Raw genomic sequence first — 14,405 nt, 5'->3', positions numbered from 1 at the left:
ATTTTTAGAAAATTAATTTTTAAGTTCAAACTTTTGAAATATATTATCTTCCAATGGTGGATAGATTTCTTTACCTGCAATTTGATTTATTATAATTTTATTTCGGTTAACTGAAAGGCCTAAATTCGTAGAACCAACACCATGAGTATGTTGCATGCCGCTATGCACAAATACTTCTCCAGTCGTCTCCTCGTTTAACATCAACTTGTAATCCTTTGAGACATTGTATCTTCCTAAGTCATCCCACTGAATCAAGTTACTCAACCCGCTAATGCAGTTTGGTACGAACGGTCTGTATCCTGTTGCAGCGATGACCACTTCGCTTTCAATGAGAAATGACTCGCCCTTTTCCCACTGTCGACATTTCAGTTCATATCCAGTTTTCTCTTCCTTTTCAGATATGCCATTCACTTCAGTCAATGGCATCAAAGTGACATCCATTTCTTTACCGCCAACCGTTTGTTCATATAAAAGATTATAAATATCTGTAATCGTATGAGGACTGATTCCCTTATATAAAAGCTGTTGGTTACTGAAGATCTCATCTTTTTGTTCCTGAGGCAGTTCATAAAAGTAATCGATATACTCAGGTGAGAAATGTTCAAGACTTAACTTTGTTTCTTCCATTGGGAAAAACCCTTTTGACCTCGTTATCCAATTGATCGAATACCCATGTTCTGATCTCTCTTTCAAAAGCTCCCTGAAAATTTCAGCAGCACTTTGCCCTGAACCAATAACCGTAATACTTTTCGCTTTCTTGCAGCGATCTTCATGTTGTAGATACGTTGAAGAATGGAAGACATCTTCTTCAGACATTCCTTGTAGTGATTTAGGTAAAGAAGGAATCGTTCCTACACCTAATATCAGGTTTTTCGTAAGGTATGAATGTGTTTCTCCAGTTTTCGTATTTTCGATTTCAACTTCATAGCGGTCGATCGGCGTTCCTAATGGCGTTACCGACGTAACTTTACTGCTGAAGTGACAGCTCTTCAATCGTTCAGACGCCCATTGACAGTAATGATTGTATTCATTTCTAGGCATTTCAAGCCTTTGGAGGAAGTAAAAGTTGTATAATCTGTTTTGGTGTTTTAGATAATTTAAATAGCTAAATTCATTTGTAGGGTCAGCCATCGTAACAAGATCCGCCATAAACGGAACTTGTAGCCGCGTCCCTTCAATAAGCATCCCTGGATGCCAATCAAATTCTTCTTTTTGTTCAAAAAACAGTGAATCGATTTCCTTGATAGGGTCTAATAAAGCAGCAAGTCCTAGATTAAATGGTCCAATTCCAATACCGATGACATCATATACTTTCTCTCTCATGTAATCCTATCCTTTCTATCTTCTCTCTAAGAATAAGTATAGCAGAAATATGGCTGATTTATTTTTCCAAACAAAAAAGACAGCCTTCTAAGACTGTCTTACATAGAATGTTGCGTTCTTTTATATTGATATTTTTTCCACTGAAAACGTACGAAGCATCCAATACAAAATCCTAGAATCGCAATAAATGAGGCGAGGGCTACCATGATAGAAGCAGTGATGGCTAACCAGTTGATGCTTGAAAGAACAGCGAGTAATGCTATTGTAAGTAAACTAACAGCGATTTTTTGGTTGAACGCTTGTTGATCTTTGTCTTCTAAAATATAGGGTGGTTTACCTATGAACAATTTACCAGCAGACATGATCGGATTGAAACCAAACAACAAGCTCGAAATACCAATCAATAATGGGATAACTAAAAATATATAGTGAAGTGTAAAAATGAATACAGTAGCAAATAAAAAGATAAACCATTGATTCATTCGAACTAAAGGACGTGGAATCCCAGACATTAAATCCAACCTTTCTTATAGGAATATACTTCTTTTATTTTAAACGTTTGCTCAAGAATTGTATAGTTATTTGCCCATAAAAAAACCCGCATTAAGCGGGTATATTAATCGGTAGTTATCGGAACTAGGTGCTCCATCTCAACGTTTTTTAAGAATGGATCCATCAACGATACAAACTCATTGATCCGATCTGACTTCATAAAGCCTTCGGTGTGGGCAGCGAGAGAGTCCCACTCCACAAATATTACGTACTTGCTTTCAGTCTCGATCGACTTTGTTAATTGATGGCTTATAAAACCTGGAGAAGTTGATATAAACTGAACGGCCTTCATGAATGTTTCTTCAAAGTCTTTCTCCATTCCTTCATTAACGATAAAAGCTGCTTTTTCAATGACCACGAACGTTCCCACTTTCTTTAATAAGGTTTTTCTTGATAAAAATAATTTGGAGATACAATCGTATTCTTATACGGTTTATGGAAAATGTGAGTTGTTGCTGGAGAAATCGGTGGAATTAACCATGTCCAATTCCCTGTTACTTTCCGCTCAGCTCGCGCTTCATTTGTCTCGAACTTATGAAACTGTCGAGCAGCTGTATGATGGTCTACGATACTAACGTTATCTTCTTGAAATGAGTATAATACAGCCCTGTTAAGCTCAATTAAGGCCCGATCTTTCCATAACGAGGCATTTGATGAAGTGTCTAAATTCATAATCTCAGCCATTTTTGGGATTAAATTGTAACGTGTTTCGTCCGCTAAGTTTCGAGCACCGATCTCCGTTCCCATATACCACCCATTAAATGGAGCTGCAACGTAATCGATACCTCCAATTTCAAGCTTCATGTCGGATATGATCGGTACCGCATACCAACGAGCATGTAAGGAAGAGATATCCATTTCCGGGTGTCTAAGCTCCACTTGAAGAACGATTTCAGGTGGTATCGTAATGACCGTAGGCTCGTTATCATCTAGTTGGAAAATAATCGGTAACACATCATGTGGCGTACCCTTTCCTCTCCATCCGAGTTTAAGAGCTTGCTTAGTTATTTCTATCGAATCAGGATCACCGATCGTCCCGTTTTCTGACTCATAACCAGCATAGCGAATGAGTTGGTGATTCCATATTCTAATTCTTTCAGGCTGGAAAATTGTAATTGTTGGTCGAATTCTTCCATTGTTTGTAGCTGTGTGAATATGATGAAGTAAAGCGTCAGCTACCACTTCAACTGTTGTTGCTGATCGCTTGTCAATTACGGTCAAAGTATTCCAAAACAGCCTTCCGATACATTTATTACTATTACGCCATGCCATCTTTGCACCGTGCTGTAATTCTTCAAATGTATGCTCATACACACCTGTTTTTTCAATTTGCTCTTTAACTTCATGTTTGCGTTCTTTTAAACGTTCAGGTGTTTTATTTAATTCGTAATATGCTTGCTCTAAAAAAGAGTAAGCTTCTTCTAACAATGTAGCATTGTTCACGTTCATGTCCCTCCTGCAGCTAGAGACGGTCTTATCGCCTGTTTGATTCCTCTTATGTAAGAGTCCAAGAGTATCATACCACATTGTTCGTCGATCCTATAATAAATACGTTTCACGAGACGAAAAGGCATTGATCTACAACAAAAACGTCCAAGTCATCGTGACCTGGACGTTTACATTATCTTACTTCCTCGAAGTACTCCTTATAGAAACCTCCGACCTTACCTGTGTTATCAACTACAAATAAGAATTCTTCTGTTTCATTTTTAACTTCGTAGGTTTTCCCTTCCGTCAACACACGGTTCACCATGTATTTTTTCGCGTCGGTGTGCACGCATTTTACTTCTCTTAGAGTTGGGCCATCTTTCCATTTTTCATGAATCATAACGTTCACTTCCTTTCCATTTCTTATTCTACTACAAGTTCGTTTCAATCCTCAAACGAATACACGATCGAATCTCCTACAGGTTCATATCCCAACTTCATATAGATCGAATTAGAAGTTGGGTTTGAAAGGTCTGTATAAAGACAGCAATAGCGGTTCCCTTTATCTAATAAATATTGGCTAAAAGCTGCTACGCATGCAGAGGCATACCCTTTTCTTTCATGCTCAGGAGGTGTAAAAACAAAGTTAACCGTTGTTCCTCTCATGGTCGGCCTAGATTCATTTGCCATCGAAACTACTTCACCATCAACCTCCCAGAGTACAGCTGATTCTTCATCAATAAATTGTTGCGCTCTTTCATGACTATCTTCATCAGAAAATGGTTCACCCATCGCACATGAAAATAGATAAACCCATTCTTTCAACAGAGGAAAATCCGTCTTTTTGACTTTTCTTAACTTGCCATCTACACGTTTAGGAGGAATGACGGTATCTAATCGATAGATTCGCTGGTTCATTTTTAGATTCCGTTTGCAGCTCGTAAGCTTGCAGTACCTCTTTGAAAAATACTCGACAATCGTTTTCTCTCCTAGAACACCTGGAAACAAATAATCTAGACGAAGCTTTTCAACTGCAAAATCTAATGTTTCTGTTGATACTTGTTCACCTGCAAGGATAAGGTTATGAGGCGGTGTTTGAATTAAACATAGGTTAATACGTCCTGCCTCTTCTATTGTACCGAGGAGGACCTTCCCTTGTTCTTCGTCATTTTTTTGATTTTTTACAAGTCTAACCAGAAGGCCTAAAGGAAGGCTATGTAATGCTTCGTTTTGCTCAAGAAAATCCTGGACATAAGTTAGATACTCACTTGGATCAGTAAATGTACGTAATTCCACTTAAATTCCCCCCTGGTTACAAGTCAACTATTATTAAAAGAGAACCTGAATCAATATTGATTCAGGTTCTCGATTATTACCCTTCTAAAAGCAATTGTTCTGGATCTTCAAGAAGATCTTTAATCTTGGCTAGGAAGCTAACGGCTTCACTACCATCTACAATTCGATGATCGTAAGAAAGCGCAATATACATCATAGGACGATTTTCCATACGATCTTGGTCAATCGCTACAGGGCGCCACTGGATTTTATGCATTCCAAGAATTCCAACTTGCGGAGCGTTTAGAATTGGCGTTGAAAGCATAGATCCAAATATACCGCCATTTGTTATTGTAAAGGATCCGCCTTGAAGTTGATCTAGTGAAAGCTTGTTATCGCGAGCTTTCTTAGCTAGCTCACTAATCTCGCTCTCAATTCCTGCAAATGATAGTTTGTCTGCGTCACGCACAACAGGAACGACTAGTCCTTCCTCAGACCCTACTGCAATACCGATGTCGTAGAATTTCTTAAGAACCATTTCTTTGTCCTGAATTTCTGCGTTTAGGCGAGGATATTTCTTCAGTGCCCCAACTACCGCTTTTGTAAAGAAGGACATAAATCCAAGTTTGACATCATTATCTTCTAGGAATTTGTCTTTACGACGCTTACGTAGGTCCATGATCGCAGTCATGTCTACTTCATTAAACGTTGTTAACATAGCAGCAGTGTGTTGCACTTCTACTAAGCGTTTTGCAATCGTTTGACGACGACGAGACATCTTCACTCTTTCTACAGGTTTACCGTTAAATTCGTCCTTAGCCTGCGCAGCTTTTTCAGGTTGCTTCTCTTGCTTTTTCTCCTGCTTTGGAGCTTCTTTTTCTTTCTTACTAGAGTCAGCATGAGCCTTTACATCGTCTGGACGAACGCGGCCGTAAGGATCTTGAGTTTGAACTTTATCTAGATCGACACCTAGTTCACGAGCAAGCTTTCTTGCAGAAGGAGATGCTACTGTACGTCCGTTACCTGACTTTTCTTCTGAAGCTTCAGGTGCAGCGTGTGCAGAAGCTTCCTCGTCGGACTTCGATTCTTCAGGCGTCTCGTTTTGCTGTTTTTTCGCTTCAGCCTTCTCTTCATCTTTTTCTTCTTTTTCATCAGATGAAGATTGTTCAGAGGATGAGTCTTCCTCGCTTGCGTCACCAAGGTAAGCAATGATTTCTCCTACTTCTACGTTGTCACCAGGCTCTTTCAATAGTTCCTTGATCACTCCGTTGTTTTCAGCGCTTACTTCAATATTTACTTTGTCAGTTTCAAGTTCAACAAGGTTGTCACCTTTTTCAACTTTGTCGCCTACTTTAATCAACCATTCGGAGATTGTGCCTTCTGTAATAGATTCTGCTAGTTCAGGTACTTTAACTTCGATCACGACGATTTACCTCCTTGGTGGGATACTGTTTTAGATGGCTCTAAGACTTCTTGAATGATACGTTCTTGGTCTCTCTTATGGATATTAGGCTCTCCACCTGCTGGACTAGATCGATCAGGACGACCGATATAATCGATCGAAACTCCATCAGGAGCAATTTCACGAATTCGTGGAGAAATGTAATTCCATGATCCCATATTTTTTGGTTCTTCTTGTAACCAAACGATTTCTTTTACGTTAGAATAACGTTCGAAAATCTTCTTAATTTCTTCATCAGGGAATGGGTACAGCTGCTCTACACGTAGAACATGTAGCCAGTCCATGTCTTTATCTGAAGATTCAATTTCTGCTGCTAGATCTACAGCGACTTTACCAGTTGAAAGAACGATACGCTCAACTTTATCTTTCTTTTCACCGAGTCCTTGTTGTTCGATCACACTTAAGAATTGTCCTTGACTGAACTCAAAACCTGGTGAAGAAGTACGTTGATTACGCAGTAAGCTCTTTGGAGTCATGATAACGAGTGGTCTAACCTCTTGCTCTCCAAGAATAGCCGCTTGTCTTCTTAAAATATGGAAATATTGAGCTGCGCTCGTCAAGTTCGCAACTGTCCAGTTGTTTTCAGCTGCAAGTGTTAAGAAGCGCTCAACTCTTCCACTGGAGTGCTCAGGACCCTGTCCTTCATAACCATGTGGAAGCAAGAGTACCATTCCAGATTTTTGACCCCACTTCGCTCTTCCTGCGGAAACAAACTGATCGAAGATGACCTGTGCAGCATTCGCAAAGTCACCGTACTGAGCTTCCCAAATCACGAGTGATTCTGGAGCGAATACATTGTATCCATATTCGAAACCTACAACAGAAGCTTCAGATAAAGGACTGTTATGAATAGCAAAGGACGCTTTAGCCTCTGGTAATTCATGTAATGGACAGAACGTTTCGCCTGTTTCCTTATCGTGTAAAACAAGGTGACGCTGTGCGAAGGTTCCTCTCTGTGAATCTTGCCCTGTAATACGAATAGGTGTGCCCTCGCTTAAAATAGTAGCGAATGAGAGCGTCTCACCTAATGCCCAATCCACTTTTCCGCCTTCTTCTAACATATCTAATCTACGCTTAAGAATTCTTTCAAGCTTAGGATAAACGTTGAAGTTATCCGGACGTGTAAGTAGATTGTTATTAATTTCTTTTAATGTATCTAGCGGCACGGAAGTATCGATCGAAGGTATTCCTTTGACGATTTCTTTCGGCGGCTGTATTTCCTGAACATCTCCACCATCTTCGTGATCCTTAGCCACTTTGTTATATTCCTCTGAAAGCTCATTCAATATTTCTTCATCTAGCTTTTCACCATATCCAGAATCAAGAATACCTTGATCCTCTAGGTAGCTAGCATAACGAGCTCGAACTGTAGGATGGTTTTTGATTTTTTCATAAAGGTGTGGCTGTGTTACAGCAGGGTCGTCCATTTCGTTATGTCCGAACCTTCTGTAGCCAATTAGATCGATAAGAAAATCTTTATTGAACTTCATTCTATACTGATAAGCAAGGTTCATCGCTGATAAGCATGCTTCAGGATCATCTGCGTTAACGTGAACAATCGGAATTTCATACCCTTTTGCTAGGTCACTCGCATATCTCGTTGACCGAGAATCAGTGCTCTCAGTCGTGAAACCAAGCTGGTTGTTAGCGATGATGTGAATCGTTCCGCCTGTATGGTAGCCACGAAGCTGGCTAAGGTTTAACGTCTCCGCTACAACACCTTCACCAGGAAAAGCAGCATCACCATGAATAAGGATTGCAAAAGACTTTCTGATATCCTGGCTCGGTTCACCTTTTTGGTCTCTTGTTTCCTGAGCCGCTCTTGCATAGCCCTCAACGACTGGATCTACAAACTCCAAGTGGCTTGGATTATTTGCTAAGGTAATCGTCGCTTCTGCAGTTTCAGAACCTTCAAATTTACGATCAGCACCCATATGGTACTTCACATCGCCTGTCCATCCGTAGTTGATTCCCATCGATCCTTCAGAAGGAACAAGCTCCTTGTTTGGTGCATGATGAAACTCAGAGAAAATCTTTTCATATGGCTTATTCAACACATGTGCAAGGACATTTAAACGACCTCTGTGTGCCATTCCGATCATGACATTTCGAGCACCGTCGCTAGCACCATCTCGAATGACTTCATCTAGCATCGGCACCATCGAATCAACGCCTTCGATCGAGAAACGTTTTTGCCCTACAAACGTTTTATGAAGGAATTTTTCGAACCCCTCAACTTCTGTTAGCCTTCTTAGGAGTGCCTCTTGTTTTTCTTTGTCTAAAGAACTAGTTACTGATCCACCCTCTACCATTTGATCGAGCCACTTTCGTTCTTCACTGTTGTGAACGTGACTGAACTCATAAGATAGAGATCTTGTATAGAGATCCTGCAAACGCTGAATCGCTTCATACCCATCATTGATATCTGAAGGGGCATTGTTCCAGATCACTTCTGCAGGAATCGCTTTCAAGTCTTCTTTTGTAAGATCATACTTTTCAGGATTCATAAAATCATGGTTTGATTTTTCTTCTTTAAGTGGGTTGATAGCTGCAGCTAAATGACCATATGTACGAATGTCATCAGCTAGCTTGACCGCTGCAATGACTTTCTTAAGATTACCGGGTTGAACGTTTGATTCAACAGCGTCATTAGAACTTGGTGGCGGCCCCCACTGTTCAAATTTTTCACGTAGATCAGGGTCTACTGATTCGGGGTCTTCCTGAAATTTTTCATATAGTTCAATGGCATAGCCAAGGTTTGGTCCATAGAATTCCTGCCAAGGATGTTCCATTCTGGACTGTTTGGTATTCAAAGCTCGCTACCTCCCTACTGGGAATGTTCTAATACGTTTGTATATTAAATTGTATTAGCTCCCATATTACCGCTCGATTATAATTCTGCGGTTTCATTATTAGTCCTTTTCACTCTTTTACAAGTTTAAAAACCTCATTTGTAAAAAAACGCTTACATGGATAGTTTAGCACAGTGTATATATAGTCACAAAGCACTTAAACAACTTTTCGAAAATAATTTCAAAAATCATGGCATAGGAGGAAATATTTTTCGAATATTTACACAGCGCAATACTAAATTACCATAAAGTATTCCCTTAGTGAATACATATATCGATAATAAACTGGTATTGTTTGCAAAAATAAAAAGTACGCCGTTTTGGCGTACTTTAAAGCTGATGTATCCCCTCCACAATCGTTTGAATAAGAAGGTTGAGGTCGTCTTCTTCAATCGATAGGGGCGGCGACATGGTAAGGACGTTGTTATAGCCTGCAACAGTGTCTCCATTTTTACCGATCAACACGTGGCGGGACTTACAGTAACCGATTACTTTGTTAAGAGATGCGACGTCTAGCGGTTTCTTCGTGTGACGATCTTCTACGAGTTCAATTCCTACAAGCAATCCTAACCCTCTAACATCCCCTACATATGGGTGACTCGATAACCTATTTTGAAGCTCGCTCTTTAGTTTCTCTCCTAGGTCCTTCGATCGATCGAACAACTTTTCCTTCTCCATAATCTCTAGATTCTTTAATGCGACGGCACACGATGCTGGGTTTCCTCCAAACGTGTTGATGTGTCGAAAGTGATCATACTGATTATTCCGTTTAAATTCCTCATAAATCTCCTCTTTAACCGCTGTAGCTGAAAGAGGTAGATAGCCGCTAGTCAGTCCCTTTGCCATCGTTACGATATCTGGCTTAACTCCATAATTCATAAATCCAAATGGTTTACCAGTTCTACCGAAACCACAGATTACTTCGTCACAGATGAGAAGTGCACCGTGCTTTTCACACACTTCTTTAACTTGTTTCATGTAGTCATCTTGTGGTATTAAGATACCTCCACCAGTAATGATCGGTTCCATGATCATCCCTGCGATCGTTTCACTCAACTCCCAAGTCATCATGTTGTCGACCGCTGAAACGGATGAGAGAGTATGTTCCTCATTCACCACATCTCGATATGAATCTGGCGGTTGTACGTGAAGAAATCCCTGTCCTAACGGTTCATACTTATATTTTCTTTGCGCCTGGCCGGTGGCGGCTAATGCGCCCATTGTATTTCCGTGATATGCTCTGTACCTAGAAACGAACTTGTGTCTATGAGTGTCTCCTTTTTGCTCGTGGTACTGCCTCGCAATCTTAAAAGCAGTCTCATTCGCTTCTGAACCACTATTAGAGAAAAAGATCACATATCCTCCACCAAGCATGTTGTTTAGCTTTTCAGCAAGTCGAACTGCTGGTGAGTGTGTATGTGTGAGTGGATAATAAGAAAGCTCTTTAAGCTGAGTATATGCAGCCTCAGCAAGCTCCTGTCTTCCGTATCCTACATTTACACACCATAATCCAGCCATGCCATCTAAATACCTATTCCCCTCATAGTCTGTAACCCAGGCACCATTCGCTTTCTCGATCACCATCGTCGATTTTGGATCAAATGGTCGCATGGCATGCCAAACGTACTTTTCGTCTTTACCTGCAAGGTTTTCGTGTGCTGTATGCATTCTCCACTCCCCCTTACTAATAGTCAAAACGGGTTGTAATCATTTTACGCCGCGTATAGAAATTTACGCCATCTTTCCCATTTGCATGTAAGTCACCGTAGAATGAGTCCTTCCAACCTGAAAACGGAAAGAATGCCATCGGTGCTGGTACTCCGACATTTACTCCAAGCATTCCTGCATCTGCTTCTTCACGAAATTTACGAACAGCAGCAGCGTCTTTTGTATAGATCGTTGCTCCATTCCCATATCTTGATTTTTCGATAATGCCTAGTGCATCTGATAACGTATCAGCATGCAGTAAACTTAAAACGGGTGCAAAAATCTCCTCTTTTGCAATCGTCATATCTGGCGTTACCTCATCAAAAATAGTTGGACCGAGAAAATTCCCGTTCTCTTGTTCTTCCATTTCTTTTCTTCCATCACGAATTAAGCTAGCACCTTCTTGTAATCCTTTTTGAATATATCCTAAAACTTTTTCTCGATGTGATTTACGTATCACTGGCGTAAGTAAAACATCTTTATCTAATCCATTTCCTAACTTCAACTCATCTGCTTTTTGTTTTAAAGATGTTTTAAACTTTTCCCCATCTCCAACGACTACAACGGCACTACATGCCATACATCGCTGGCCTGCACTTCCGAACGTAGAGCTTAAGACTTGTTGTACGGCTTTTTCAATGTCCGCATCAGGCATGATGATGTGATGGTTTTTCGCTCCAGAAAGTGCTTGAACTCGCTTACCATTCGAAGCGGCTTTTTCATACACATATTTTGCGACTGGCTGTGATCCAACAAAAGAAATCGCTTTCACATCTTCGTCTGTGAGCATCCCGTTCACCACATCATGGGCACCGTGAACGATATTGAAGACTCCTTTTGGAAGTCCTGCTTCTGTTAAAAGTTCAGCAAGTCGGTTTGCTAAGATCGGAGTGCGTTCAGAAGGCTTCAATACGAATGTGTTACCACAAGCGATCGCAAGTGGGAACATCCAAAGTGGAACCATCATAGGGAAGTTAAACGGTGTGATACCTCCAACGACGCCCACTGGATACCGATACATCTCAGAGTCGATATCTTCAGCGATTGTAGAAAGATTATCACCCATCATAAGGGTAGGAGCTCCTGCAGCAAATTCTACGCATTCGATCCCTCGCTGCACTTCCCCATAAGCTTCTTTATAACTCTTACCGTTCTCTTTCACCACAAGCTCTGCTAGTTCTTCATGGTTGTGAACTAGCAATGAATGAAAGGTGAACAGCACCCTAGCACGCTTCGGGACAGGAACATTTCTCCAAGTTTTAAATGCCTCTTTAGCAGAACGAACAGCAAGACTTACATCTTCCTTGGATGATAGAGGTACACATGCTAATCTCTCTTCAGTTGCAGGATTTTCAACATCTAGCGTTTTGGTACTCGTTGCACTGACCCATTCACCGTTCACGAAATTCTTCAAAACTACCGTATCGTTTTTTATTACTGCCATGAAATGCCCTCCTTTAGTCTAACTCCTACAATTATTGTAGGTGATTGGTGATCAAAGGGTCATTAGACAAAACGTAACATGGTTTCTGTAGTTGTTTTACACGGTGCTTTATGTCTGCAGGTAATCATATGCGTGAAGAGAAAACTCGATCGCCTGTCGTTTCGGAGAACTCATAAAATCTTTGCCTAATAATTCTTCAAGTTTTTCAAGACGATGATAAAGCGTTTGTCTTACAACATAGAGTTGTTCAGCCGTTTCCTTTTTAGAACCATTGCAACACATATAAACTTTAAGTGTTTTTAATAGGTTACTATTATTCTTTTCATCATAATGAATCACTGGAGACAAATAGTCGAACATAAATTCCTGCAACTCTTTGTTTTTTGTAAGCTGGAAAATCATACGGTAGATGTGGAAGTCTTGATGAAAGATAACTTTAGAACTTTTGTTACAGAGCTTATCATTGATCGTCAAAGCTTCTAATGACGATTCATAACTCTTGTGCATTTCTTTCAATAATCGTACATGTTTCCCAATACTAATTCGGTCAATCTCAGGAACTGTCCGATTTTTCAACGTATCGTTTGCCATCAATCGATCAAAAGCCGTCCTTAACCTTTGAATGATATCCGATTCTTCGCGTCGATTTAGTAATATAATGACTAGTTTATTTCTTGTGGTCAATGAAAGAACGAAAAAGCCTTCTTGCTCAAAGAGCGACCTAACGAGAAGCATGAAGTAAGTGATCTGCGACGATGTCTCGTTTTTCTTATTAACAAAACGGCATGTGCACACTAATACCCCTTTTGGAATCAATGTTGCATCGATATCTACTAAGTAACTTAAGATTCTTTCTTCTGTGTGTTTGCCTTCTAGCCAATCATATAACCATTCTGTTTCCTTGACGCGCTTTTTCTCTTCGATATATAATTCGCGAAGTAAAAATTGAGCGATGGCAGTAGCGCTTCGATCTAATAAGAGCATGTCGTAATCCGATACAGAAGTATGCGGAGCTGGAACTAGAATTAACTTAGCAAATAAATAATCCATTGCCTGGACGTTTTGGAGTACAAGGCCCTTACCAGTAGGCTGCAATGTAATGAAATGAAGAAAGGTTTCTTTTTTCTCGTTAGACACGTCGGGTACAAATTGTGCTTGATCATCTTTTGGTTGGTAGATCACTTGCATACCTGTTTTAGTAGAAAGATGCGCTAAAATGTTTTGAAGACATTGGGGCTGGAGCAGTAAACTATTCAATTCTTGTGAAAACTGTTCAAGATCAGAAATCAATTGATAATGATGCGCGATAAGGAGAGAGTGTAAATCTTGGGTAATATCGACAAACCTTACTTCCTGATTGAAGATGATGATGGGGAACTTGAATTGATCTGCAAGCTGTTTAATTTCTTCAGGGATTGAGTCCATATATGTACCGATCTCTATACAGAGCCCTGCAGCATTGCTCTGGATCAACTGCTTGACAATCGATAGAAAAACATCGAGGTTATCCTTCCATACGAACCCTGTTGATAGTATCAGTTCGTCCCCATTAAGCAATTGTCTAACTGATGTGACTTCCATAACATGCACCCATTTTATTCTACGGTTCAATCCTTCATGTCCAGCAATCACGGTTGCATTTTGAAATTGTTCTCGTTCAAGTACTTCCTGTACCGTTAAGCTCGTCATCCGAAGCATTCTTTCTCCCCCTGTCATTCAATCGTCTAATGAGAAAGGCATTGTTAGGAGATACGCTTTTGTCTTTTTAGTCTATTAACTATAGTTATACTTTTTTGTTTTGAATTCCTTTAAAATATTCAAAATAGTACGGTAATTGAAATTTTTACATGAGAAACAAAAATACCGGACTATTGTCCGGTATCTGCACGAGACTCCATTTCCTCCAAAACTTCTAGTAAGTAATGATACTGTTTTCTACTTCTGAAATCTTCCTCTTTCCAATTTCCTCTAATCCAGGATGTTAAGTCTTCAACAGAATTAAACACTTCTCCACTCGTGTCAGCTTTTCGAATCATGTAGCGACCATTCTCATCGTCGATTGTAACTTCACAAGGATAAGCGCTGTCCTTCGAATACAGATTGTATTCCATCCCCATCCTCCTTTAGGATACAGATTGAATTTGCTTTAATAAAAGTGCAGAAAAGTACTTTCTCCCATTAGCAGTCTTGATTTGGAGAGTTTCTTTAGAGTCTTCTTTATTATCTGTATTCATACTAAATTCTATAAATGCGCCTTCCAAATTTTCTAACACACCACTGATCTTATACCCTCTATCAATAAAGTAATCGATCTTTTCTCGTTCGATTATATACGCCTCATGTTCCCTCATTGCCCTTCCTC

General features: G+C 40.0%; 13 protein-coding genes. All 13 read right to left on the bottom strand.

Annotation, left to right across the window (positions count from 1 at the left end):
* Positions 1-12 precede the first annotated feature (12 nt).
* The 13 genes from ACXAHI_RS03055 to ACXAHI_RS02995 all read right to left on the bottom strand — a co-directional run bounded on the left by ACXAHI_RS03055 (position 13) and on the right by ACXAHI_RS02995 (position 14,394).
* Entirely contained in the window at positions 13-1,323 is a 1,311-nt protein-coding gene (locus ACXAHI_RS03055) for a lysine N(6)-hydroxylase/L-ornithine N(5)-oxygenase family protein (RefSeq protein ID WP_474845848.1), read from the bottom strand.
* Between the two features lie 98 nt (positions 1,324-1,421).
* A complete protein-coding gene (locus ACXAHI_RS03050; RefSeq protein WP_474845846.1) occupies positions 1,422-1,835 on the bottom strand; it encodes a DUF4395 domain-containing protein in 414 nt (137 codons plus the stop codon).
* A 104-nt stretch (positions 1,836-1,939) separates the two neighbouring features.
* Positions 1,940-2,233: an antibiotic biosynthesis monooxygenase family protein gene (locus ACXAHI_RS03045; protein ID WP_474845844.1), complete on the bottom strand. Its 294-nt coding sequence runs from the start codon at positions 2,231-2,233 to the stop codon at positions 1,940-1,942.
* 17 nt (positions 2,234-2,250) lie between these two features.
* Positions 2,251-3,324 (bottom strand): nitric oxide synthase oxygenase, encoded by a 1,074-nt coding sequence (locus tag ACXAHI_RS03040; RefSeq protein ID WP_474845842.1) that lies wholly within the window; start codon positions 3,322-3,324, stop codon positions 2,251-2,253.
* Positions 3,325-3,496: 172 nt separating this feature from the next.
* A complete protein-coding gene (locus tag ACXAHI_RS03035) occupies positions 3,497-3,703 on the bottom strand; it encodes a DUF6501 family protein (protein ID WP_474845840.1) in 207 nt (68 codons plus the stop codon).
* Positions 3,704-3,747: 44 nt separating this feature from the next.
* Positions 3,748-4,599 (bottom strand): GNAT family N-acetyltransferase, encoded by an 852-nt coding sequence (locus tag ACXAHI_RS03030; RefSeq protein WP_474845838.1) that lies wholly within the window; start codon positions 4,597-4,599, stop codon positions 3,748-3,750.
* Between the two features lie 76 nt (positions 4,600-4,675).
* Positions 4,676-6,001 (bottom strand): 2-oxoglutarate dehydrogenase complex dihydrolipoyllysine-residue succinyltransferase, encoded by a 1,326-nt coding sequence (gene odhB / locus ACXAHI_RS03025; protein WP_474845836.1) that lies wholly within the window; start codon positions 5,999-6,001, stop codon positions 4,676-4,678.
* Positions 5,998-8,853, bottom strand: coding sequence for a 2-oxoglutarate dehydrogenase E1 component (locus ACXAHI_RS03020; RefSeq protein ID WP_474845835.1), 2,856 nt, complete (start codon positions 8,851-8,853; stop codon positions 5,998-6,000). The genes odhB and ACXAHI_RS03020 overlap by 4 nt, the downstream gene beginning before the upstream one ends.
* A 369-nt stretch (positions 8,854-9,222) precedes the next feature.
* A complete protein-coding gene (locus ACXAHI_RS03015; RefSeq protein WP_474845833.1) occupies positions 9,223-10,560 on the bottom strand; it encodes an aminotransferase in 1,338 nt (445 codons plus the stop codon).
* Positions 10,561-10,576: 16 nt separating this feature from the next.
* Positions 10,577-12,043: a CoA-acylating methylmalonate-semialdehyde dehydrogenase gene (locus ACXAHI_RS03010; protein WP_474845831.1), complete on the bottom strand. Its 1,467-nt coding sequence runs from the start codon at positions 12,041-12,043 to the stop codon at positions 10,577-10,579.
* 108 nt (positions 12,044-12,151) lie between these two features.
* A complete protein-coding gene (locus tag ACXAHI_RS03005) occupies positions 12,152-13,741 on the bottom strand; it encodes a PucR family transcriptional regulator (protein WP_474845829.1) in 1,590 nt (529 codons plus the stop codon).
* Between the two features lie 170 nt (positions 13,742-13,911).
* Positions 13,912-14,154 carry a hypothetical protein gene (locus ACXAHI_RS03000; RefSeq protein WP_474845827.1) on the bottom strand — a complete coding sequence of 81 codons (243 nt, stop codon included), beginning with the start codon at positions 14,152-14,154 and terminating at the stop codon, positions 13,912-13,914.
* A gap of 12 nt (positions 14,155-14,166) precedes the next feature.
* A complete protein-coding gene (locus ACXAHI_RS02995) occupies positions 14,167-14,394 on the bottom strand; it encodes a hypothetical protein (RefSeq protein ID WP_474845825.1) in 228 nt (75 codons plus the stop codon).
* Positions 14,395-14,405: the final 11 nt, after the last annotated feature.

It is taken from the genome of Anaerobacillus sp. ABD4_527, assembly GCF_056160805.1.
The sequence above is the reverse complement of the archived record's forward strand: the minus strand, read 5'-3'. Positions and strand labels throughout refer to the sequence as shown.

Coding starts and splice junctions, on each gene's coding strand:
- ACXAHI_RS03010 (WP_474845831.1), bottom strand. CDS start 12,043: ATGGCAGTAATAAAAAACGATACGGTAGTTTTGAAGAATTTCGTGAAC.
- ACXAHI_RS03000 (WP_474845827.1), bottom strand. CDS start 14,154: ATGGAATACAATCTGTATTCGAAGGACAGCGCTTATCCTTGTGAAGTT.
- ACXAHI_RS03040 (WP_474845842.1), bottom strand. CDS start 3,324: ATGAACGTGAACAATGCTACATTGTTAGAAGAAGCTTACTCTTTTTTA.
- ACXAHI_RS03050 (WP_474845846.1), bottom strand. CDS start 1,835: ATGTCTGGGATTCCACGTCCTTTAGTTCGAATGAATCAATGGTTTATC.
- ACXAHI_RS03055 (WP_474845848.1), bottom strand. CDS start 1,323: ATGAGAGAGAAAGTATATGATGTCATCGGTATTGGAATTGGACCATTT.
- ACXAHI_RS03035 (WP_474845840.1), bottom strand. CDS start 3,703: ATGATTCATGAAAAATGGAAAGATGGCCCAACTCTAAGAGAAGTAAAA.
- ACXAHI_RS03005 (WP_474845829.1), bottom strand. CDS start 13,741: ATGCTTCGGATGACGAGCTTAACGGTACAGGAAGTACTTGAACGAGAA.
- ACXAHI_RS02995 (WP_474845825.1), bottom strand. CDS start 14,394: ATGAGGGAACATGAGGCGTATATAATCGAACGAGAAAAGATCGATTAC.
- ACXAHI_RS03015 (WP_474845833.1), bottom strand. CDS start 10,560: ATGCATACAGCACACGAAAACCTTGCAGGTAAAGACGAAAAGTACGTT.